Source organism: Treponema parvum (genome assembly GCF_017893945.1).
GTDB lineage: Bacteria > Spirochaetota > Spirochaetia > Treponematales > Treponemataceae > Treponema_D > Treponema_D parvum_A.
In genome coordinates this window covers 1,229,673-1,251,038 of sequence record NZ_CP054257.1, presented here as the reverse complement: position 1 = coordinate 1,251,038, position 21,366 = coordinate 1,229,673, and the positions used below count along the sequence as shown (strand labels likewise).

Here is a 21,366-nt window from a genome sequence, read left to right as displayed (position 1 = left end):
TCCTTTTAAGGCAAAATATTGTGTACAAAAATTTCAAGAATTTGCTCTTGGGTAAATCTCATGTCCGTAAGTTTTAATACCGTAGCGGAGTCGCCCAAAGCTATATTTTTTCCGAACACCAAAGTCAGCGCAGCCCTAGCCGCCTTTACTACCAGAGAATTCGGAAACTCAAGTTCGAGAGTGAGGTTGAACGAGCCGTCAGCGCCCTTTGCCAAAGCTCCGCGTGCACAGACTATGGCAAAGCGCATATCGGTTCCTAAAAGCGAAGCCAAAAAGGCTTGCGGGCGCAAAACACAAAAACGGATATCGGAAGTCTTTTCACTCATCCACTCGTAAGTGTCTGAAGTCCACGTATCTTGCGGACGCATGACAGAGCCGCTTTCGGAAACGGATTTAAGCTGGGCGTTATACCTCGTAAAAAGAGGATCAACATCCTTTGCAAGAACGATGTTTTTAAGAGAAGCCAGTCCGAGCGAATAATCAGTGTCTTCACGGGAATAATAAATATACGGAACCGGAATACCGCCCACAGAAGCGTTTACGGACGACTTTTTCATGTTCCAGCCGTTTTTAGACGTGAGGGCGGCTTTAATCGCCAAAGGAGGAATGTAGCCGTCCGCCGAAAATTGTATGCGTCCGGCGTCTTTTGCGCTTCCTATGCCCGCACAGATGTTGTCTATCTTAGGAACGATCAAAGAAGCGTTTTCTTCCGTAAGTCCGCTGATCGCGCTGTACAGCAGTTTTTTTACAAAATCCGAGTGCTGAGCCGCCGGTATTCTAAAATAGACTGCGCTGTCTTCTTCAAGAACCGAAAGCGCATCTACAGCCGGTATGGCTTTTTCAACCGATTTACACGAAGACGCTATAAAAATAAAAACGCAGATAAAAGATAAAACGGCGGCATTAATGCACAGAGCGGAACGTTTTTTTATAAAAGTCAAATCATGCTTTTTCAAGGCTAACTCTCCAAATTTTATCGTCGGCTTCGATTTTTACTCCGTCCAAAGAATCTTTCCACACGGTTTTTACGGCGAGCGTCTCGCCGGCAATAAAACCGGCGAACATTTCATAAGCGGCCTTTAAATCTTCGGAGCCGGAAACTGAAAGTATTATGCGGTCGGTAACTTCAAGCCCCGATTCCTTTCTAAGATTCTGAATGCCGCGAACCAAGTCGCGCACATAGCCTTCCTTACGCAGTTCGTCTGAAATTTTAGCGTCGAGTCCTACGGTGAGAGTTCCGTCGTTTATAACCTTCATCCCTTCTTTTTCGATGCGGTCGACGACGATTTTTTCCGCCGTAAGTTCAACGGTCTTTCCTTCTATTTCGACGGACAAATTTGCGCCTTCCATTATGGACTGAATGGCGTCCTGCCCGAGCTGTTCGATTTTTTGCGACGCCTGCTTCATAAGAGGCCCCAGTTCCTTTCCGAGCACGCGGAAGTTGGCTTTGGCCTTGTATTCTACAAGTTCGTCCTCACGTTCGTGGAACACAACTTTTTTTACGTTCAGCTCTTCTTTTATGGAATCTTCCATTTCTGAAAGCACGGCTTTTTCTTCAGCGTTCTTTGTGATGAGCGCTACGCTCGCAAGCGGCTGGCGGTTTTTAAGGTTGAATTCATTCCTTAACGACCGTCCCATAGAAACGGCTTTTTGAACGGTGGACATTTTAAATTCCAGAGCTTCGTCGCGCCAAGAACCGTTGTATTCAGGATAATCTTCAAGATGAACCGATTCCTTATCTTCGTCAAGTTTAAGGTTTTGCCAAATCTGTTCAGTAATAAACGGAATTACGGGAGAGGCAACCTTCGTAAAAGTCTTTAACGCTATGTAAAGAGTTTCATACGCTTCGGATTTATCGGCGTCGTTTTCGCTCTTCCAAAAACGTCTGCGCGAACGGCGTATGTACCAGTTATTCATAAGGTCGATAAACAGAACTATAGGATCTATCGCGCCCGAAAGATCGTAAGAATCCAGCGCGTCCGTAACTTTTTTTACGAGCTGCTGCGTCACGGAAAGCATCCAGCGGTCGAGCGGATTTTCAGGCAGCTTAAGATCAAAAGCGCGCCCCGTCGGTAAAATCTTATCAATGTTCGCATAAGTTACAAAAAAGCTGTAGCTGTTCCAAAGAGGAATTATTATGCTTTTAAGCACGTCGCGGACGCCGTCGTCCGAATATCTTAGATCGTCGGCTTTTACAACGGCCGAGTGCATCAAAAAAAGGCGGATCGCATCCGCGCCGAATTGATTTATAGCTTCTACGGGGTCGGTATAATTGCGAAGACTTTTTGACATCTTTTTTCCGTCCGAAGCGAGAACGAGCCCGCTCACGATGCAGTTTTTAAATGCCGGTCGGTCGAGAAGATTCGACGCAAGCACGGTAAGGGTATAAAACCATCCGCGGGTTTGATCCAAACCTTCCGAAATAAAATCGGCGGGAAAATGCCGCTCGAAATATTCTTTGTTTTCAAACGGATAGTGATTTTGCGCGTACGGCATCGCCCCCGATTCAAACCAGCAGTCAAGAACTTCCGGAATGCGGCGCATAGTTTTGCCGCAGCTGCAGGCTATGGTAATCTTATCGACAAATTGTTTGTGCAGGTCTTCAGGATAAACGCCGGAAAGTTTTTTTAATTCGTCACGGCTTCCCACACAGAGGGTTTTGCCGCATTCTTCACACTTCCAAATCGGTATGGGGTTACCCCAGTAGCGGTTACGGCTTACCGCCCAGTCACGGGCGCCCTCAAGCCACTTACCGAAGCGTCCTTCCTTTATGTGCGCGGGCTGCCAATTGATACGGCTGTTCGCTTTAAGAAGGTTTTCTCTTTCTTCTTCGACTTTTACAAACCAAGAACCTACCGCGCGATAAATGAGAGGATGAGAACATCTCCAGCAATGCGGATACGAGTGAAGAATCTGATCGCGCTTTACAAGTTTTTTTTCTCTTTTTAAGCGTTCGATTATGTCTTTATCACAGTCTTTTACAAACCGGCCTTCATAGTCGGGTACTTCGGAAGTAAACTTGCATTCTCCGTCTATCGGGCAAACAGTAGGTACTCCCGTACCTTTAAATACCTTGTTGTCCTCTTCGCCGAAACCGGGAGCTGTGTGTACAATACCGGTTCCGTCTTCCGTTGAAACAAAATCCGCAGTAAAAACACGGAAAGCTCCGTCAGAGCCGTCCTTGTTCTTTGTGAGTCCCGAAAAGTACGGAAAAAGGGGCTCGTATTTTGCGCCGGCAAGTTCGAGTCCCTTATATTTTCTTATAATCTTATACTCGCTTTCGCTTTTGTAATATGCGGAAAGCCTTGATTCCGCTAAAATATAAAAATCGTCTCCGTCTTTTACTTTTACATAATCAATGTCAGGCCCGACTGCAAGCCCGAGGTTCGACGGCAATGTCCACGGCGTAGTAGTCCACGCAAGAAAATACGTACGTCCGTTTGCCAAATCCGAATCGTTTATGCCTTCAGGCGTTCGGGTAATTTTAAAACGCAATGTGACGGCGGGATCATGGACGTCCTTGTATCCTCCGAGGCTCAGTTCATGGTTTGACAGAACGGTAGAACAGCGTGGGCAATACGGAAGGATGTAATGACCTTCGTAGATCATCTTTTTATCCCAAAGGGTTTTAACTACCCACCATATGGATTCCATGTAATCGGCTTCCATAGTCTTATAGTCGTTGTCGAAGTCAACCCAGCGCCCCATACGGGTTATTATCTGCCGCCACTGTGAAGTATAGCGTAGAACGCTCGCGCGGCAAGCGTCGTTGAATTTTTCAATTCCGTATTTTTCAATATCGGTTTTACTGTTAAGCCCCAGCTCTTTTTCAATAAGATTTTCTACGGGAAGGCCGTGACAGTCCCAACCGAAACGGCGCTCGACCTTTTTTCCTTTCATGGTCTGATAGCGTGGTATTATATCCTTTATTGTAGAAGGAATAAAATGACCGAAGTGCGGCAGTCCCGTAGCAAACGGCGGACCGTCGTAAAACACAAACTCATCAGAGCCTTCGCGCTGCAAAACTGATTTTTTAAAAATATCTTTGTCTTTCCAGAATTTCAATACGATGTTTTCCTGTGCGGGAAAATCTGCCTTAGGATTTACAGGGTTGTACAAAATGCTCCTCTTTACTATGACTTGAAAATTAAAAGATCCCGAACGGCGACTTCCTGCCGGAATCCGTCATAATTAGTTATTATCGCACAAATAAACAAATTATTCTATAGGATTATTTATAGGATTTTCGGACGCAGGGGTTTTAACCGCAGAATTTTCAGAGGCAGAATTTTCAGCCGCAGAGGTTTTAGACGACGTTCGTGAGCGCAAAAACAGCGGCCAGCGCTCGGTTAAAAAGCGCTTTTGGCGTTCACGGAACGATTTTATAAGTGGATTGTCTTTTTCGAGCCGGAAAATATCGTCCCAATGCCAATTTAAATCGGAAGGGGGAAATAATGGAGGAGGATCGGGTTTTCTTCTGGAATTGGCGGAAACGGCAAGTTCCGCATAAGCGTCTGTCATTTCAATTTCCGAGACGGCTTCGGAAGATCCTTTGCGGAGAACCATGTAGGGCTCTCCCAGCGCGCAGATGGAATATGAAGAATCGAACGTATAAGATGAAACGTCGAAAGGAGATCTTTCAACGTTACGGATTCTTACGCTGCGGCCGGAAACGCACGTGTATATCTTTGAAGCGGACGCGATGTGCTTTGCAACATAAAAAGTCTTTTCTCCGTCGGAAAAACTTGCCGCCAGCGGAGAATATTCCATATCGGTCTGCCAATAGCGTATGTGATACACGGAGTCGTCGACGATGTAAAAAGACGTGAGCTCTCTTGAAATAAAAGGCTCGGAAGCTGTAATTCCGCTTGCCCTCCCCGCTCCTTTCCAATATCCGTAAAATAAATTGTCTTCGGATAAATTCACGCTTTTATCGCGGATCCAAAAATTCAAATACAATTTTCCGTCGATCACCGCTACGGGAACGTCTGCAAAACTTCTGTCGGCGTATGTAAGGCGCACTTCCCAGACACCGCTGTTTTTATCTTCCGAAACGGTTCTAAATTCCGCTTCCGCACGGCCGGTGTCCGAAAACTCTGCCAAAACGCTTTCCGCGTTAAGAGCCGTCACGCTGTTTAAATCGCGCTTGTTTTCCGAAAAATTTTCAGGCTCGGCCGCCCGATCGTAATACCAGCCGTAAAGAGTTTTCAGCATTACGGCCGCATAAGAAGAATTTTTTGAGTCTTCAATCGAGGCAAAATAAACAAATCTGTCTTTTCCTTCCCATATTCCGGAAAGCAAGGCGGGGATTTGGGGCGTAAATTCTTTTTGCACGGCATGCGCCGTCTCTGAAAAACGTTCCCCCGATTGCCGATCAGCTGCAAAACAATGAAGGTTATAAAGAGCCGTCAAAAAAAATACCGATATTTTAAAAATCTTCACTTTAAAAATATCGGCACAAAGTATCGGTTAATAAAGCTATGCTTTCGGCGGGAATTTCGTCCGAGAGGTTTACGCCGTTCGGCATAAAAAACTTGCGTTTTTATTTTAAATTATTTTGTAGGCTAATGCCGAAGTTCGGAAATATCGGCTGATTTTAACAGTAAAAAAACTATATCTTCTTTACAGATATATATGTGTAACATATAATGTAATTATGATAAAAACATTCGGAGATTCCGAAACTGAAAAACTTTGGAATGGGAAGAAATCAGCGAGGCTTCCGCCTGATATTCATAAACGAGCATTTACAAAATTGCTAATTATAAATTCGGCGGAATGTGAAGATGATTTGAAAATTCCTCCGGGGAATAAATTTGAACATCTGCTCGGTGATTTGAAAGATTATTGTTCGATACGAATAAATGACCAATGGAGAATACGGTTTAAATTTCAGAGCAACGAAGCTTATGAAGTAAAGATTGTGGATTATCACTAAGAGAGGTTTGTTATGGATGAAAAATTTGAATTGCCGAAAATCGGCGATATCATTAGAGAAGAATTCTTAGAGCCGCTTGGAATTACTCCGTACAGACTTGCAAAAGACTTGGGAGTTTCAACAAGTTCGGTTTTGGATTTGGTTCACGGAAAAAGAAAAATCTCTGTAGAAATGGCTTTACGCCTTTCAAAATATTTCGGAACCAGTTCAAAATTCTGGCTCAATATGCAGAATGAGTTGGATTTGAGGGAAGCAAAGGAAAAATTGAAAAGCGATTTAGAGAAGATCCCAAGTTGCAGGAAGACAGCATAACAATCGCTTAAACATGACATTGCTTTGCAATATGGAATGTACTCCCCGACCGCAGGATCTGTTGACAGCCACCTTGAGTACTTCGCATCCAAGTAGCGTGCTCCGGCGTGTATTCTATCCTTTCGTACTCGCGCCCTTCATTGTCGGTTACAAGCTGTGCGCTTCCGAGGTGGTCTGAGTTGTAGTAATACGTGCTCACCTGTGCCGTGTACGTGTTGCCCTGTGTGCCGGCGCCAATTCTTTTGAACCATATTCAGTCTATACTTCCAAGCCCTTTCGCTTTCTCTCTCTACCTCTTCAAAATCGGTTGTTACAATAGTTAAGTCATTTTCGATTGCTTGTGCAATTAGAATTCTGTCAAACGGGTCATTGTGTTTTATATTTTCTTGAAACGGTAAATTTTTAACTTTATTAAAATCGTCAAGCGTAATCGGAAGTTTTCTAAATCCCGCCGTTCTGCACATTTCATCTATTTCAAAAACGGTGTGCTCAATCTCAAGTTTCTTTTTGCTTTGCTTTATAGAAATTTCCCAAAATGAAGCATAACTGTAAAAACAAATATGTGACTCAATTATTCTTCTTGCGCTTTGTGACAAACGGGAGTCTCCGAATAAATACCAAAGAATCGTATGAGTATCAAGCAGATATTTCATTACATGTACTCCGCAAAGTCTTCAAGCGGCTCATCAAAATCGGAAGACATGTAAAAATGATCATCTTTCCAAATTCCATACATTGATTTTTGCGTAGAAGCGGTATCGTCCTCCGGAAATTTCAGTTTTACCAAGCGAATAAAATCAATAACCTCACTTAAAGCTGCTCGGGGAAGTGTTTTAATCTCTTTTTCCACACTTGAGTAGGACATAATTGACCTCCTAATCGACCTTTATTATATTACATTTTTGGGAAAAAAACAGATACAAAGTTGTGTTTACGGGCGTTCTCCATAGTTGCAAGAGCTTAACAGCCTTCGTGCTATGGTATGGCCGTGTAGCGTTGAACGCAGGCACTTTACACACGGTCATATCGCTGCAATCCCTCACGTGCTTATATAAACGTTTCTAAAGTACTTTAAATTATTTTAGGAAGATTTTTTATGTGCGAGAAACTACTTTGCAGCTTCTGTAGAAAAAGCGTACTCGTATTGAATACATTTTCTCTACAGCTCAAACGCCATGATTTTGAGCTGCCGCTGAATTGTCAAAGAACGAAACTGCAAAATATTTCATGGGAATATCTTGCAGAAAATTTCTTTCAAACCGTTTTATTATAAATATCGATTTTCCGAGATTTTTTTTGTCCTCTTGCATTGTAATCGAAAAGCTGTCGCCGGCGTTTCCTTTCGGCCCTCTGCGGACAGACAAAACGCTGTCCGTCCACGTCACCTCCAAACGTTCGGGATCCGTGTCGGCACCGAATGAAAAATGTTTTACTTGCGCATTTTCCGCATCGAAAACAATTTTATTATCAATCAGAACTCGTTCTATCACCGAGCCTTTTTTGAATTCGATTTGATAATTCGTCGTATATTTTTCCGCTTTGCTGTAATTAAAAGTCGTTACAGATACCGTTTCCGCATACAAGCACGGTAACGAAATCAATAAACCGAAAGAAATACTAATCTTCAAATGTAATAAGTACATTTTTATCTCCTTTTTTACTCATTGTTATTTCATACATCAGAACAAGTAAATTCATTTTTGCTTCAGCATTTTCTCGACTTTCTGCATTATTTGGATCATATTGAAATCCTCCGCACCCATTTGTATAAAACAAATCAGTAATATGTAGCATATACCCACTATCGCTTATCGTTCCTCCATCTTTAATAGGGATTCCATTTTTATCTGTGACGGGTAAATCCTGAGTAAATCCTATGACTAACTTTGCTTTACTCTGCATTTCTTACCAGTCTAAAACCAATAATACTCTTTTCTGTTGATACACAATGATAAAAGGGAGCTTTTATACAATCTTCTACAGATTCTCTGAAAGAACCTGTTACATAATAACGGTTTTCATTTAAGGGGTCTTTATAATAAACTTGTTCTTTATCTGGAATAAAAGTCTTCGCTCCCTGAGGATTTTTTATTTCTGTCGTATTGTCATCATTATTGTAGAAATCCCACAAGTATTCATTTATTGTACCAAATAAATCATATAGTCCAAATTTTGTTGGATTATAAGTGCAAATACTAGAAGGAAATGAATCTAAACTATTCTCAAAAAAGCCTCCTTGTTTTAATAAATCATCTTTTGAAATATTATCTAAATCTGTAATACCTGATAAATATTGCCATTCTGCTTTTGTTAAAATACGATAACCATTTGCGTTAATATTATTAGTTATTTTTGTAATTCCATCTTCATTTTTGATATTGTAATATTTGCTATATCCATCTTCTACACTTCTCCAGTTACAGTACTCAGCAACTTCTTCAAAAGAAATATAATATGCAGGCCATTGTGGATTTACGCTCAAATTATTTTCATAAAATGGGTCTGCCTCTGCTCTAATTTTTCTTTTCCAATATTCAATTTCTTTTTTCGAATATTTTTTTGAATTGTTTAGATAAAAAGTCCATTCATCAACAGTTATCATTGTTCTTGAAACATAAAATGAATCTAAATAGACTTTTTGTGTAATTCCATTATCCAGTTTTCTGTAAAATTTTGTGGCAGGAATTTTCACCATATTATCTAAGGCAAAAAAGTTGAATAAGGAAAAAATGCAAATTGCTATAGTTAGTAATTTCTTATTCTTCATCTAGTTTTCTCCAATATAAAGCTCTTTGTGAAACTTCTTTATAATCATTAATCCCTAGTCTGTTAGAATCCAAACTATCAATTTTATTTTTATCTTTATCTTTGAAAATAAAGTGGTTAAAACCTTTTTTCGCTAATCCAACAATTTCGCCTATTGCTCCAAAAACAGTATTTGCACTCCGTTTATCGCTAATATGAATATATTTATCTAACCCCTTTTCTTTTGCTAAAGTTTTACTTATCTTATTTAAGCTGTTCGGATTATCATAATTAGGGCTTCCATCATAATCAATTAAATCTTTTAATGAATCATCATAATTTAGAAATGTATTTAATATTTCTTTACCACTGATTCCATTTTTACAATTTGCCGCATATGCATTAATAATTGCGACAGTTAAACAAGATTTAGTTGTTTTTCCATCACTATCGAAACGTATTACTTTATCAAATTCTAATTGATTTAATGGATTATCTTTTGTGAATGTCTTTGTCTCAAACTCTTTTGTAAAACTTTTGTATTGTTTATATAAAATATAATCAGCATCTTGAGTAAACTTTCCATCCGGTCTATATAGCGTACCGGATTATTGGCACCATAGGCATACAAATTGCAATATGGTTGCCGAACCTGCGTTTTACGCCGAATTTCCGCCGCATTTAACAGCAAAATCCATTTTTTTTGCGGAGAATAATAATTTTTATTAACGCAACAGCTCATTTCCGCTCCGAAATCCGTTTTTTACTCCGGAAAATGAGCGAAATTCGAGCATTTTCCGGAGCACTCACACATATCCCTATTTGTAGGAAGAACAAACCGCGTTTCCAGAAGTGCTGAAAACGCTAGATATAGTGTTTTTATTTCTTCAATGATTTTAAAATACTTTGTTTAAAATTCTCATTAAATTCAGTCATTTTCTTTTTATTTAGTTCCTCATCATATAATTCTGTTACTCTTTTAAGCTCAGTATCATAATATTCATCAGAAGGCTCTATATGATTCCAAAGAAAATATACAGAATTTTCTTCATAGTCCAGATAAACATAAAAATCTTCTCCTTCTTCTTTATGAATATGAATGAGGTTATCGGATAAAACTGTTCCAATTTGGGATAAATCTAAAACATGGTCATTTGTATCTGTATATAATACAAAATATTTAGAATCAGAAATTCTTTCAATTGCTAAAGTTTCATATGTCTTCTTATAAGGATTTTCTTTTGACCAAATTCCGCACATTGTATCTATATTTTCATTTCCAAAGCATTGAAAATAAAACAATTGCAATAAAATAATTAATAATGCGCATCTATACTTTTCCATGTTTTACCTCCATCCAAGGTTCTCTGAAAGTTTGTGTTTGAAGATTTTAAAGTAAACGGATTTACAAAATTACTTCCATTTGATATTTCTATATGAAAATGTGGGGCTGTACTTGCATTTTGAAAGTTATTTTTCTTTGGAAATGGCATTATCATTCCTCCAGGACTAAAGAAATCTCCAGTTTTTGAAACACTTCCTGCATCGCCATGTAAGACTTTCATTTGTAAATCAGTTCCTACAATTGAGAAAATCTTTGTATTAGACCCTTTTTCATTTCCACCTGTAGCAATCATGAAAAATGGCGATTTTAAATCTCCGCCAACAACATCAATTCCATTGTGATAATTGACTTGATAATTTCCAACTGCATCTTGTTCTTCCTCAAATGCAGTTGTAATTGTACCGTTACTTACATAATCAGAAACGTTAAGATTACCTTCTGCTATCAATGCTTTATTGTAATCCCCTGCTAAACTCATAAAAGCTGAAAATTGTTCTGATGTAATTTCACCACCCTTACTTACCCAATCATCCATTTCAGCTTGCAGAGTTTTTATCTGAGACATTATTTCATCAGAGTCTGTTCTACCATTAGGGTCTGTATACTTGACAGGGTTGTTCCCCGCGTAGTGGTACAAATTGCAATATGGTTGCCGAACCTGCGTTTTACGCCGAATTTCCGCCGTATGTAACAACAAAATCCGTTTTTTTTGCGGAGAATAATAATTTTTCGTAACGCAACAGCTCATTTCCGCTCCAAAATCCGTTTTTTACTCTGGAAACCGAGCGAAAATCGTTCAATTTCAGGAGCACTCACACATATCCCTATTTGTAGGACTAACATCCGTGTTTTTCAGACTGGTTGAAAACGCTGAATGTAGTGTGAATTGGGATAAAGAATAAAACTATTCATAAAAAGGGATATCCTTTTTTATATGCATAGGAAGTGGAATCCCAAAAAAAGAATAATTCAACCTGTCAATTATTCCTAACTCTGTCCATGCTGCAGCTAATTCCAAACCAAAACATTGTTCTCGAGCAACCTTAATAAACTCAGCATTTTTTTCATTCCTAAGAATAAAAAAATCAGTTCCTCCTGCAGGGTTATTATATTTATCAAAAACAATTTTTCTTTCAGCAGAAAGTTCTTTATGACAAATAAATTGCCATTTATCACTTTTCAAGCAATCACGGTCAAGCCAAATCCGAAATAATTCGTCCTTTTCGATTACTTCATCTATATTGTCATTTTCAGAATCAGAATAAAAATTGAAAAAAACTACATCACTTGCTTCTAATATCTGACAATAACAATGGAATTTTTTATCAAAATCAAATCTGTATACATCGCCGATTTTTTTTCTTCTTGTCATTTTTACTCCTGAACTGCTCCAAATCCTGTATAAGGGGCAATATTGCCAAATGCTTTATTTGCAGCCTCATGATATATTAGCCCTCTTCAAAATCAAATTATTTTGCAAGAATATAATTTAAGCAGGTATCTTCATATTTTTCCCCTTTATAAACACTTAAAATTTCTATTTCCAATTGTTTTGTCGAAAAAGGAAGATATATTTCAAACGGTTCAACGGAATCGGGAAGTTCCGAAATAATAAAATTCTTTTTATTATTCAAATCTGTTATTTTTATTTGCTTCACGCGATTGTTGTTATAGTAAATATATTTTTTTACGGAATCAAAGCCGTTTGAAATTACAAGTGCTGAGATATCCGTTTTTGCCTTTATGGTTATTCTACTTCCGATTCCGTCACCCTTCAAACCTTCACACCACGGAGTCCCGATAGCCGTATCTTTCAATCGCGATGGAAGATACTTTACATTACCTTCCGTCAAATAACTATCTGCGGTAATTTCTGTCTCGAGATAGGCTCCTAAATTATCATCGAAATCGAAAAGTATCGGCAACAGCATCGTACCGAGCATATCGTTATAACAATAAAGAATCACATAATTTATTGCGTTTACGGTTATATCTTTTGATTTTATATCGAAAACGGAAACTGTCATAAATTTTTCAAAAACATCCCCCGGCATAATGAGAGAACACAGTATATTTTTTTTATCCGGTGAATATTCGTATTTCCGACTACCCGGATCATCAGGAGGTATTGTCACTCCATAGTATTGAATTAAAACATTATTTTTGTATTTTATCAGAGGGAGTAAAGAATCTTTCGGATTTGCAGATATTACTGATGTTTTTATAACTTTATCAATACTTAGGTAATCATCTTTCAGAAGATATTTGTCGTTTTTATCAAAATATATAGTATAAGTCAGATTGTCTCGCGGAGGAAAATATCCCGGAACTTCTGTAAAAATCTTTGTTATTTTTATGCATGTGTCATGGGGCTCCATTGTAAATTCAAAGCAGCCGTCTCCACTTGACTTCATCTTTATTCTTATCAAATTACTCTCTGTTGAAATATTTAAACTTGTAACAGAGAAATTGTCAACAGACCCCTTTAATGCCGTTATAATTCCCTTATCATTAAATGTTGCAGAAATGCTTTTTCCATCCTGATCTTGAATTACAGTTTTATTTTCTATTGCAAGAACATACGTTGTGCAAAGCAATACAAAAACAGCAAAAAATACCTTTTTCATTTTCTATTCCTCCGAACCTGTTACTTTAATCTTTGATGTATTGGGATCATATTTCTCATTAAATCTGTATAAGAACATAATGAATTTCATCGCAAGTTTATCTTTTACCCCGATACACCCTGCCGTATTACTATTTTCTGTAAAGTGAACATTGTAGCCCCAATCATCAGTTGTTTGTACTATCCCGTCTTCCATTATAATATTTGATTTATTATCCCTTTTTGGTAATACCTGATGAGCATCCGTCGTGAGTTGCTCGTCGACCATTGTATCAGCATTTTGATTTGGACCGGCTTTTGCTCCTGTAATATTCCATTCCCCATTAGGAAATTGAGTCCAAGCAGAACCGTTAGCATTTCTTTTTTGGGGATTGAGATTAACATTTGCCTTTTTATTCGGTTGCGTAGAATCAGAATTAGCAACAACATGAGTCGTTACTTTTACATTGAAATTTGATAAAAATCGATAATTACCGACTTTGACATCTAATTTTACATTCATTGTTTGTGTTGATTTATCAACAAAGATGGTAAATTTTTTCCATCCGGGTCTATATAGCGTACCGGATTGTTCCCCGCGTAGTGGTACAAATTGCAATATGGTTGCCGAAGGTGCGTTTTTCGCCGAATTTCCGCCGCATTTAACAGCAAAATCCATTTTTTTTGCGGAGAACAATAATTTTTATTAACGCAACAGCTCATTTTCGCTCCGAAATCCGTTTTTTACTCCGAAAAACGCCCGAAATTCGAGCATTTTCCGAAGCACTCCCACATATCCCTATTTGTAGGACTAACATCCGGTGTCTTCAGACAGGCTGAAAACACTAGATGTGGAGGGGTAATCTCTATGAAACCGAATTAATAATAGTTTAGTCTGTTTCATTTTTATACATCTTTATTTCTGTAACTTTATCTGAGTTTTGCAGTTGTCTTTCGAGCCCACCTGGGGTAAGTACATGTTTAAAACCAATTTCTTTCATAATATCTGATACCTTAAAAGAAAATTACCAAATTTTAGGAAAATTATTAATACCAACCGGTAAAGTTATTTCCGTAATTTGCAGATTGTCTTAATTGTATTTCAGACAAATTGCTGTCATCAAATTCCGTAAAAACCTTCGACGATGTTATTTTTACAAATGCCTTTGAAATACAGAGCCTTTCTATCGAAAAAAGAACCATAAAATCATATTCTCCATTTTCAGCAGCTCTTAAAATATCGAATACCGCTCCTGTTGATGTCCATTTTTCTTTATTTTTTACATTCCAAGTTATTTCACTTACGATTTTCCCCGTATTTAAATTGAAAATTGTAAAAACGCCGGAATTATAAACATCCTCATTCATTAAATAAATCCCTGTCGCATCCATACGAGCACCGAAAGGTACTTTTCCAAGAAATTTAACATCTCCGGTATTTCCATCTAAATAATATAAAGGCATACTCCTTTCAAAAGTATTCTTCCAAAAAATCATTGTTTTTTTATCTTTTGAAATCTGATAACCGCCCCATAAAGCCTCTGTATTCTCAAAATAAATCTGCTTTTTTGATTCATTAATTTTATAAATAGTCAAAATATCTTTATCAAGATTATAGGAATAATCTAAAGTTTCCGATTTTGACAATGGGGCTAATTTTTTGATTGTTTGTGAATATATCGGAAACACAATTGTAATTATAAATGTAATAATAAAAATCTTTTTCATAGTTTCACCTCTCTTACTCGTATACAACCGGAGCTTTGAAATTTACATACCCTTTTGTTTCTGATACAGGAACTAAAATATTACCATTGTCATCTTTCAACCATCCTTGCTTACCTCTCAAATTTTCTTTTCCCACCGCACTATCATTAATAGACGTTTGGGAAATCATAAGATAATCTTTTCCATTTTTTTCAACAAATCCAATTACCCCGACCCAATGATCATTTTTGCCGGACTCGTAATTAACATTAACAAAAGTCAGATATCCTGTGTTTTTATCATTATATTGATTACTAAATATAGTTTTTGTTAACTGCGTATTCTTTACAGCTTCCACTTTCATTCCTAATTTGTTTCCAACTGCTTCCCAATTGATCGAGCCTTTGGAAACAAATTCGTTGTTTACTTTTGCAGGATTATAACTAGAGAAACCTAATGTATTAAACAGGTTTGCAACAACAGTAACAGCACATCCCGACTTTGCAAGCGTATTTAAGTCTCCTATTGTTCCTTTTAATTGAGTCCTCCCCCAATTTAAATCTTGCATTGTATATTTTGCTTGTACTTTAAATTGAAACCTCCCATCCGGGTCTATATAGCGTACCGGATTATTTGCCGCGTAGTGGTACAAATTACCATTTGTATGACCAAAACACCGCGTTTTCAGGCTGGCTGGAAACGCTAGATGTAGTGGTGTTTTGGGAGATGTTATTTAACTTATTCTACATTCATTATTGTAGTTATAATACAAAATAAAACAAATGAAAGAAAAAATAAAAGAAGTAGTTTCTTTGAACCCTTTTTTATATAAACATAGTAATCTAAGAAAGTTTTATCTTTATTTTTTTGATATTCTTCAAAGATAATTTTACCCAAAAAAGGAACTCTTCTATTCTCCTTAAAACCATTTACATTGTAAAATCCAAATTTTATTAGATTTTGATAATCCTTTTTATCCTCCAAATATCTGATAAAGCCATTTTTCATTTGATTACTTTCTTTTACCGTTTTTATAAAAAGACTCATTAAAATAATAATAATTACACTAAGACCTGCGCAAATTAGTTTATAGATTATTGGGTGCATTTTTATTTCTCCTCAGAATCTAAGTTTTTCTTTCCAGATTCAGCTATAATTCCTTGTGGTGTAATATTTCTATAGATTTTATCAGCTAAGTCCTCTACTGTTATTGCATTTGTAGTTGTGTAAAGTTCATGAGCTTCACCCGGCGTTCCTACCCCAAATGATAGATTTGCTGAATATGAAACATTACCTGATTCCAAATCAACAGAAACATCTCCTCCAAGTCCAGCTCCAACTGGCATATCACCCGACCCACCGATAGTGAGTGCCTCAGTCTTTCCAGATTCAACACTTTTTGAAACAGGATCAAAACCTACTGCAACAGAAACATTTGCAGATGCACCTTGCTGAGCACCTATAGAATGAGTTTCTACAAGTCCCATAGAAAAACCTTTCTTAAAAGAAAATCCAAATGCTATACCAACGCCAGCACTCCCTTCTGCCCCTGCCCCTGCAGTTGCATTAATTGTTATTGTTAATATCCATTTTCCCGTAGGATCCGTATACCGTACCGGATTATTTGCCGCGTAGTGATACAGCTGCAAATTTACGATGTTAAACACACCGCCCATGCCCGGCAGGTTCCGGTTATTTTTCTTTGCCTCCTCGTCTATCGGTGCTTTCGGGATATATTCTCCCAAAGCCGGGTCAGTGGAAATCCACCTGCTGTACTTCGGATCAAGGTAGCGTGCACCGTAATAATACAAACCGGTTTCTTCGTCCATCTCCTTGCCCGTGAACCTGTACGGCAGATATTCAAGCCCCTGATTCTGCGTCTTTTCTACCCAAGTTTCTCCATAAGGCGTGTATTCAATACGTTGATACTCGTTTCCCTCATAGTCTGTCACAAGCTGTGCCGAACCTAGGTGGTCAGGATGATAGTAATACCTGTGGTGATATTCATCGCTTTGCCCATAGCTTATATCAAGCTTACTTGTCTGCTTAGTTACGATTCTTGTCTCACCTAGATATATGTGCTTTGAATACTGCCCTTCAGGAAGTCCCGTATCCGTATGCCATGTCCACATTGTGTTAAAGTATAATGTCTCACTTGAGTTAGACAGCGTCCATTTGGCAGCACGGTTTCCGTCCGCACTATATGCATAGCGCGTATCATAGACTACTTTGCAGCTTCTGTAGAAAAAGCGTACTCGTATTGAATACATTTTTTCTACAGCTCAAACGCCATGATTTTGAGCTGCTGCTGAATTGTCAAAGAACGAAACTGCAAAATATTTCATGGGATATTTTACAGAAAATCTTTCAAACCGTTTTATTATAATGCACCAGTCATAATTGTAAAATTCTTACTTTCGGTTGTTATAGAATTATTTCACACCATCAAAAAGTTTTTGTATTTTTTCAACCATCGCTTCTTCCCCACTCAATTTTGCCGCTTCAAGACAGCTTTCGTCTACAGCTGCTCCGTATTTCAGTAATAAATCTACTTGACTTTCCCATTGTATTCCTTTCTTTATCGCTTCATACAACGGCGTAGTTGCCTCACTACTATTAAAATATTTAAACGTTTTTTTATCCGTAAAAAAAAGTAATTTCTTGCTTTTTCCAAATGGGAAAGGATGTCCTTTCATATTCGGATCTGCTCCTACTTCCAGTAAAGCCTCAAGAAGTCGATTAATATCTTGTATCTCATCTTTTTTATTTGTATCTTCTGCAGTTAATTTATCTTTATCATATTTCAAAATTCTATTTAAATAAGCGTTATCATATTTATGAATTCTATCCCATACGTACGGTAGTTGATTTACATTGACTCCATATTTTGTTAGTGACTTAAATACTTCTATACTAGGATAAATAACTACACTACCTTCTGTATATGGTTTATAAGCTCCTATTAACTGTTCTACAAGAACTTTTAATGGTTTTGAATCATACCAACCAGCTTCTCCCCTACATTTATTGGGATTATATCCTGCTTCAAGATGCTTTTGCACCCATTTTACATCTTCCCTATAGACAGCTACATAAAAATAATAGCTACTCAGCGGCATTTCTTGTGCTCCTAAAATAACAGTCAATAAAAGTAAGCTAATTGTTATAATTACTTTTTTCATACTATTCTTCTTGTTTAGTTCCATACCTGAAATTTACCGAATTCCTATTAAGACTTATACTTACATCCCCTTTTCCATTCCAATAATATTTTTCTGCATTTTCTTTTTCATCCTTTATTTGATCAAAAAAATTCTTAGCACTTTCTTCATCCTTAAAGTTTAGAGTGAATTCTGCTGTAAGATCATCTTTATGTCGATGCTTTGTTGGAGTAATCCTGTTGTCCAAAAACTTGGCTTCTTTTCCTTATTATTTAACAATATCTGACCATTCTTATTGTCAATAAGTTTGAATGAGGATGCCTCTATTCCCAGTTTCTTTAAATCATTTCTGTTTAGCGAACAACCTTTCGGACTATAAAGGCCTATTTCTCCTCCTGCACCTACAAGTCCATAATTACCTTTCCACATTCTTACCGTAAAGTCTTGCCCTTCTAATTTTGTAGCATTAATATTAAACCCTAACATAACTGATGCTACATCATATCCGTCAAAATATCCTGCCAATCGCTGAGGTGCATGATGGCTCCATGATAACGGTGAAAAATGAAATGGTACTCTCCCATGTTAGCGGCAAGATTTTACGAGACACTTTAGTATTCTCCTTTCTTTTAAACCGAAAACATAGAATTTAGCCATTGCGTTTTAAACTTAGGATATAATATAAACCCCAACCATTCTTCCTTGATACTTCCATCGGATAATTCAAACTTCACTTTTAAACTTATATATATCGGTGCATCGTCTTCCATATCATCCAAATTAAATTCTTTCGGCAAATCATATCGTTCACCTTCGGAATCTGTAGTTGAAAATAATTCATTGCTTCTATACTCAAATGTATTTTTATTGACAATAACTTCTTCAAAAGTAACGGTTTTACATAATGCATTCTTAATATCACAAGTTAGTATTAGTTTATAAGGAGGTACATCACCTCCATTTCCAATGTGGCCAAAAACATTAGCGTATATTTTAACACCATACATAAAATCAGAATGATTATTACGAAAATACGTTTTAGTTTTTGCAGGGTAAACCAAACATGAGGCCAATAAGAATGGGAGAAACAAAATATAAAAGCACTTTTTCATTTTTTTAATCCTCCGTATTGGTTTTCTTTTTGAAAAGATCGTTAAAAAAACCACCAACCCTTTTTATACCGGAGTCTATTAGTTGACCTGCTCTATCTTCCATATTTGAAGGATCATCTTCACCGGTTCCTAATAAACCCCAAAGTAAAACATCTTCTCCATGTGTAATTGGATTATTATTTCTTCCGCGATTAAATGTTCCTCGTGCTTTAGGATCTGTAACAGGTTTGTTGTTTGTATTATCCCAAATAATCTCACCACCCGTCTCTTTACCATCCTTAATTGTTTTGTATTTTGTAATACTTATACCTTCAACTTGATGGAGATCGTCGGCTTCATCTATTTTAAATGTTTCCAAACCTTTAGGATTGCGAACACCTTTATCCCCAAAAGCTTCTTTCAACGCTTTCTCATTTTCCATATCTCTTAAAGGACCATTATAGTTTTGCAAATCTTTCGCTGCTGCATAGCCCATCAAGGCACCTACTATACCTCCTGGCAATCCGCCTATAGATATTCCTTGCGCTATCCCTTGCATGGTCATAACACATTCAACAACTTTGTAATCACGTTCACTTTTTCCATCCGGATCGGTATACTTCACAGGATTATTGCCTGCATAATGATACAGCTGCAGGTTTACAATATTGAAGATACCACCCTGTCCCGGCAGGCTCTGGTTGTGTTTGCGTGCATCATCGTTTACAGGCGCCTGCGGAATGTAATCACTCACCGCCGGATCTGTGCTAAGCCATCTCGAATACTTCGCATCGAGGTATCTTGTAGTACAGTCCATATAAGCGATCGGAGAAATCCTTTCCAACCTTTGCGACAGCAGTAATTACTCACTTTAGCTGTAACATGTTGTTCTCCTGGTTTCACCCAGGCAATCTAGTCCATACACCTTTACTATTTTTTTCAGCAGTCCATCCTAACGGTAAATCATATAATGACATTAACGATGCGTCTAATAAGACTATTTCTTCTAAACTAACAACAGCTGCAGATTCTTCATTTAATTCTCCTTTATCAAGAAATTGCCACATACCATCCTCTCCATCATGTGTAACAATAGATATTGGATTAATCTTGTTTATTATACGTTTTGTTGTAAGCACCATCGTTGTTTTTTCATCATTAAAAAGCCATTTCATTTTTCTATTGATCCCATTTTAACCTATTTTCTTGTCTTGATAATACCTGTGCGTTCGAATAACTGTTTGTTCCCCCTTTACTTTTAGGGATAATGTGGTCTATTTGCCATTCATCTTGACGAGGAGTTATACCAGCTTGACTCTTCATAGGTTGTGTTAATATTTTTCCTGATAAATCAGATTTTACAACTCCATGGTTTTTATTACTATTTGCTTGTAAAATATTTTGTTTTTGTTGTGCAGTAAATTTTTTACCAGCAGCAATATTAGTATTATCTGAAATATTTGAATAAGGAGAAGAGGTCTTTACGCTTTTTTCCGTTTGAGAAACAGCCGTTGAAACCATGCCTACAGCCTTATCAACGATCGCACCAGTCATAGCTCCTGCGGCGCCACTGGCGCCAGATATTGTGGCTCCTTCAACAGTAGATTGGTTTCCTGCAATCATGTTTTCTGCAAGATATCCCGCCGTCCCAGCCATAGCAGAACCTGCTATGGTTGCTCCAAGCGACATACCGCATGTTGCAGCTGCCAATCCCCCTGTTACCGCTCCTCCCACTGCAGCGGCAGCAATTTCTCTTCCAGAAGTACCTGATGCCCAAGCAGATATTGCACCAACACCGGCTCCAATTGCAGCCCCAACAGCAATATGTGCCCATTCACCATTAGGATCCGTGTACTTCACAGGATTATTCCCTGCATAATGATACAGGCTAAGGTTCACCGTATTATATATCCCACCTTCACCTGCACTCGTCCCGCTCACGTACTCCCCGACCGCAGGATCCGTCGACAGCCACCTTGAGTACTTCGCATCCAAGTAGCGTGCTCCGTAGTAATACAGCCCTGTTTCTTCGTCTTGCTCTTTTGCTGTGAATTTGTATGGCAGGAAGCGTAAGCCTTCTTCCGTCTTTGACTTCTTCTCTACCCACAGCTCTCCATACGGCGTGTATTCAATACGTTGGTATTCGTTTCCTTCATAGTCGGTTACAAGCTGTGCCGAGCCTAGATGGTCAGGGTGGTAATAATACCTGTGGTGATATTCATCGCTTTGCCCATAGCTTATATCAAGCTTACTTGTCTGCTTGGTTACGATTCTTGTCTCACCTAAGTATATGTGCTTTGAATACTGCCCTTCAGGAAGTCCCGTATCCGTATGCCATGTCCACATCATGTTAAAGTATAATGTCTCACTTGCCTTTGTTGCCGTCCATTTGGCAGCACGGTTTCCGTCCGCACTATATGCATAGCGCGTGTCATAGACAGAGTTTACGCTCCTCTGTGCAA

At 38.0% G+C, this 21,366-nt stretch carries 23 protein-coding genes and 3 pseudogenes; 2 read left to right on the top strand and 24 right to left on the bottom strand.

Features of this window, described 5'->3' with window-relative positions; genetic code table 11:
- Window positions 1–5: 5 nt before the first annotated feature.
- From HRI96_RS05585 to HRI96_RS05575, 3 genes are all read right to left on the bottom strand, one after another.
- Window positions 6–956, bottom strand: a complete 951-nt coding sequence (locus HRI96_RS05585; RefSeq protein ID WP_210118515.1) for a hypothetical protein — start codon at window positions 954–956, stop codon at window positions 6–8.
- Window positions 943–4,119, bottom strand: a complete 3,177-nt coding sequence (gene ileS / locus HRI96_RS05580) for an isoleucine--tRNA ligase (protein ID WP_210118514.1) — start codon at window positions 4,117–4,119, stop codon at window positions 943–945. The genes HRI96_RS05585 and ileS overlap by 14 nt, the downstream gene beginning before the upstream one ends.
- Before the next feature lie 99 nt (window positions 4,120–4,218).
- A complete protein-coding gene (locus tag HRI96_RS05575; protein ID WP_210118513.1) occupies window positions 4,219–5,442 on the bottom strand; it encodes a hypothetical protein in 1,224 nt (407 codons plus the stop codon).
- 214 nt (window positions 5,443–5,656) lie between these two features.
- On the opposite strand from HRI96_RS05575, the gene HRI96_RS05570 reads away from it, so the two are divergent.
- Together HRI96_RS05570 and HRI96_RS05565 are read left to right on the top strand one after the other, a co-directional pair.
- Window positions 5,657–5,938 carry a type II toxin-antitoxin system RelE/ParE family toxin gene (locus tag HRI96_RS05570; RefSeq protein ID WP_210118512.1) on the top strand — a complete coding sequence of 94 codons (282 nt, stop codon included), beginning with the start codon at window positions 5,657–5,659 and terminating at the stop codon, window positions 5,936–5,938.
- Between the two features lie 12 nt (window positions 5,939–5,950).
- Window positions 5,951–6,250, top strand: coding sequence for a HigA family addiction module antitoxin (locus tag HRI96_RS05565; RefSeq protein WP_210118511.1), 300 nt, complete (start codon window positions 5,951–5,953; stop codon window positions 6,248–6,250).
- A 32-nt stretch (window positions 6,251–6,282) separates the two neighbouring features.
- Here HRI96_RS05565 and HRI96_RS11920 read toward each other — a convergent pair.
- From HRI96_RS11920 to HRI96_RS11870, 21 genes and pseudogenes are all read right to left on the bottom strand, one after another.
- Window positions 6,283–6,470, bottom strand: a pseudogene (locus HRI96_RS11920) (RHS repeat domain-containing protein); the annotation flags it as partial.
- Window positions 6,388–6,903, bottom strand: a complete 516-nt coding sequence (locus HRI96_RS05560; protein ID WP_210118510.1) for a type II toxin-antitoxin system VapC family toxin — start codon at window positions 6,901–6,903, stop codon at window positions 6,388–6,390. The pseudogene HRI96_RS11920 and the gene HRI96_RS05560, both read right to left, overlap by 83 nt.
- Window positions 6,903–7,115: a DUF2281 domain-containing protein gene (locus HRI96_RS05555; protein WP_210118509.1), complete on the bottom strand. Its 213-nt coding sequence runs from the start codon at window positions 7,113–7,115 to the stop codon at window positions 6,903–6,905. Before HRI96_RS05555 ends, HRI96_RS05560 begins: the two co-directional genes overlap by 1 nt.
- 301 nt (window positions 7,116–7,416) lie before the next feature.
- On the bottom strand, window positions 7,417–7,893 hold the full coding sequence (locus HRI96_RS05550; protein WP_210118508.1) for a hypothetical protein: 477 nt from the start codon (window positions 7,891–7,893) through the stop codon (window positions 7,417–7,419).
- Window positions 7,868–8,152 carry a hypothetical protein gene (locus HRI96_RS05545; RefSeq protein WP_210118507.1) on the bottom strand — a complete coding sequence of 95 codons (285 nt, stop codon included), beginning with the start codon at window positions 8,150–8,152 and terminating at the stop codon, window positions 7,868–7,870. Before HRI96_RS05545 ends, HRI96_RS05550 begins: the two co-directional genes overlap by 26 nt.
- Complete coding sequence (locus HRI96_RS05540) at window positions 8,142–9,017, bottom strand: formylglycine-generating enzyme family protein (protein ID WP_210118506.1); 876 nt, start codon at window positions 9,015–9,017, stop codon at window positions 8,142–8,144. Before HRI96_RS05540 ends, HRI96_RS05545 begins: the two co-directional genes overlap by 11 nt.
- Window positions 9,018–9,874: 857 nt before the next feature.
- A complete protein-coding gene (locus HRI96_RS05535) occupies window positions 9,875–10,339 on the bottom strand; it encodes a hypothetical protein (RefSeq protein ID WP_210118505.1) in 465 nt (154 codons plus the stop codon).
- A complete protein-coding gene (locus HRI96_RS05530) occupies window positions 10,312–10,905 on the bottom strand; it encodes a hypothetical protein (protein ID WP_210118504.1) in 594 nt (197 codons plus the stop codon). The genes HRI96_RS05535 and HRI96_RS05530 overlap by 28 nt, the downstream gene beginning before the upstream one ends.
- 339 nt (window positions 10,906–11,244) lie before the next feature.
- Window positions 11,245–11,712 carry an Imm26 family immunity protein gene (locus tag HRI96_RS05525; protein WP_210118503.1) on the bottom strand — a complete coding sequence of 156 codons (468 nt, stop codon included), beginning with the start codon at window positions 11,710–11,712 and terminating at the stop codon, window positions 11,245–11,247.
- A 97-nt stretch (window positions 11,713–11,809) separates the two neighbouring features.
- Entirely contained in the window at window positions 11,810–12,967 is a 1,158-nt protein-coding gene (locus HRI96_RS05520; protein WP_210118502.1) for an NADase-type glycan-binding domain-containing protein, read from the bottom strand.
- 3 nt (window positions 12,968–12,970) lie between these two features.
- The gene (locus tag HRI96_RS05515; protein WP_210118501.1) at window positions 12,971–13,624 is read right to left on the bottom strand and encodes a hypothetical protein; all 654 of its coding nucleotides are present in this window, start codon (window positions 13,622–13,624) and stop codon (window positions 12,971–12,973) included.
- 368 nt (window positions 13,625–13,992) lie between these two features.
- Entirely contained in the window at window positions 13,993–14,673 is a 681-nt protein-coding gene (locus HRI96_RS05510) for a hypothetical protein (protein ID WP_210118500.1), read from the bottom strand.
- Window positions 14,674–14,686: 13 nt separating this feature from the next.
- Window positions 14,687–15,220 carry a hypothetical protein gene (locus tag HRI96_RS05505; RefSeq protein ID WP_210118499.1) on the bottom strand — a complete coding sequence of 178 codons (534 nt, stop codon included), beginning with the start codon at window positions 15,218–15,220 and terminating at the stop codon, window positions 14,687–14,689.
- 170 nt (window positions 15,221–15,390) lie between these two features.
- Complete coding sequence (locus tag HRI96_RS05500; protein ID WP_210118498.1) at window positions 15,391–15,699, bottom strand: hypothetical protein; 309 nt, start codon at window positions 15,697–15,699, stop codon at window positions 15,391–15,393.
- Between the two features lie 62 nt (window positions 15,700–15,761).
- Window positions 15,762–16,784, bottom strand: a complete 1,023-nt coding sequence (locus tag HRI96_RS05495; protein ID WP_256729316.1) for an RHS repeat-associated core domain-containing protein — start codon at window positions 16,782–16,784, stop codon at window positions 15,762–15,764.
- Between the two features lie 300 nt (window positions 16,785–17,084).
- Entirely contained in the window at window positions 17,085–17,834 is a 750-nt protein-coding gene (locus HRI96_RS05490) for a hypothetical protein (protein ID WP_210118496.1), read from the bottom strand.
- Between the two features lie 159 nt (window positions 17,835–17,993).
- A pseudogene (locus HRI96_RS05485) lies at window positions 17,994–18,347 on the bottom strand (DUF4474 domain-containing protein); the annotation flags it as partial.
- A gap of 95 nt (window positions 18,348–18,442) precedes the next feature.
- Window positions 18,443–18,820 carry a hypothetical protein gene (locus HRI96_RS05480; RefSeq protein WP_210118494.1) on the bottom strand — a complete coding sequence of 126 codons (378 nt, stop codon included), beginning with the start codon at window positions 18,818–18,820 and terminating at the stop codon, window positions 18,443–18,445.
- Window positions 18,821–19,490: 670 nt separating this feature from the next.
- A pseudogene (locus HRI96_RS11915) lies at window positions 19,491–19,706 on the bottom strand (RHS repeat domain-containing protein); the annotation flags it as partial.
- A gap of 97 nt (window positions 19,707–19,803) precedes the next feature.
- On the bottom strand, window positions 19,804–20,079 hold the full coding sequence (locus tag HRI96_RS05470) for a hypothetical protein (RefSeq protein ID WP_210118493.1): 276 nt from the start codon (window positions 20,077–20,079) through the stop codon (window positions 19,804–19,806).
- Between the two features lie 4 nt (window positions 20,080–20,083).
- Window positions 20,084–21,253, bottom strand: coding sequence for an RHS repeat-associated core domain-containing protein (locus HRI96_RS11870; protein ID WP_346267170.1), 1,170 nt, complete (start codon window positions 21,251–21,253; stop codon window positions 20,084–20,086).
- Between the last annotated feature and the right edge of the window lie 113 nt (window positions 21,254–21,366).

Coding starts and splice junctions, on each gene's coding strand:
- HRI96_RS05495 (WP_256729316.1), bottom strand. CDS start 16,784: ATGTGGACATGGCATACGGATACGGGACTTCCTGAAGGGCAGTATTCA.
- HRI96_RS05535 (WP_210118505.1), bottom strand. CDS start 10,339: ATGGAAAAGTATAGATGCGCATTATTAATTATTTTATTGCAATTGTTT.
- HRI96_RS05570 (WP_210118512.1), top strand. CDS start 5,657: ATGATAAAAACATTCGGAGATTCCGAAACTGAAAAACTTTGGAATGGG.
- HRI96_RS11870 (WP_346267170.1), bottom strand. CDS start 21,253: ATGATGTGGACATGGCATACGGATACGGGACTTCCTGAAGGGCAGTAT.
- HRI96_RS05520 (WP_210118502.1), bottom strand. CDS start 12,967: ATGAAAAAGGTATTTTTTGCTGTTTTTGTATTGCTTTGCACAACGTAT.
- HRI96_RS05560 (WP_210118510.1), bottom strand. CDS start 6,903: ATGAAATATCTGCTTGATACTCATACGATTCTTTGGTATTTATTCGGA.
- HRI96_RS05525 (WP_210118503.1), bottom strand. CDS start 11,712: ATGACAAGAAGAAAAAAAATCGGCGATGTATACAGATTTGATTTTGAT.
- HRI96_RS05540 (WP_210118506.1), bottom strand. CDS start 9,017: ATGAAGAATAAGAAATTACTAACTATAGCAATTTGCATTTTTTCCTTA.
- HRI96_RS05565 (WP_210118511.1), top strand. CDS start 5,951: ATGGATGAAAAATTTGAATTGCCGAAAATCGGCGATATCATTAGAGAA.
- HRI96_RS05470 (WP_210118493.1), bottom strand. CDS start 20,079: ATGAAATGGCTTTTTAATGATGAAAAAACAACGATGGTGCTTACAACA.
- HRI96_RS05515 (WP_210118501.1), bottom strand. CDS start 13,624: ATGGATTTTGCTGTTAAATGCGGCGGAAATTCGGCGAAAAACGCACCT.
- HRI96_RS05545 (WP_210118507.1), bottom strand. CDS start 8,152: ATGCAGAGTAAAGCAAAGTTAGTCATAGGATTTACTCAGGATTTACCC.
- HRI96_RS05550 (WP_210118508.1), bottom strand. CDS start 7,893: ATGTACTTATTACATTTGAAGATTAGTATTTCTTTCGGTTTATTGATT.
- HRI96_RS05510 (WP_210118500.1), bottom strand. CDS start 14,673: ATGAAAAAGATTTTTATTATTACATTTATAATTACAATTGTGTTTCCG.
- HRI96_RS05500 (WP_210118498.1), bottom strand. CDS start 15,699: ATGAGTCTTTTTATAAAAACGGTAAAAGAAAGTAATCAAATGAAAAAT.
- HRI96_RS05490 (WP_210118496.1), bottom strand. CDS start 17,834: ATGAAAAAAGTAATTATAACAATTAGCTTACTTTTATTGACTGTTATT.
- HRI96_RS05530 (WP_210118504.1), bottom strand. CDS start 10,905: ATGTCTCAGATAAAAACTCTGCAAGCTGAAATGGATGATTGGGTAAGT.
- HRI96_RS05505 (WP_210118499.1), bottom strand. CDS start 15,220: ATGCAAGATTTAAATTGGGGGAGGACTCAATTAAAAGGAACAATAGGA.
- HRI96_RS05480 (WP_210118494.1), bottom strand. CDS start 18,820: ATGTATGGTGTTAAAATATACGCTAATGTTTTTGGCCACATTGGAAAT.
- HRI96_RS05555 (WP_210118509.1), bottom strand. CDS start 7,115: ATGTCCTACTCAAGTGTGGAAAAAGAGATTAAAACACTTCCCCGAGCA.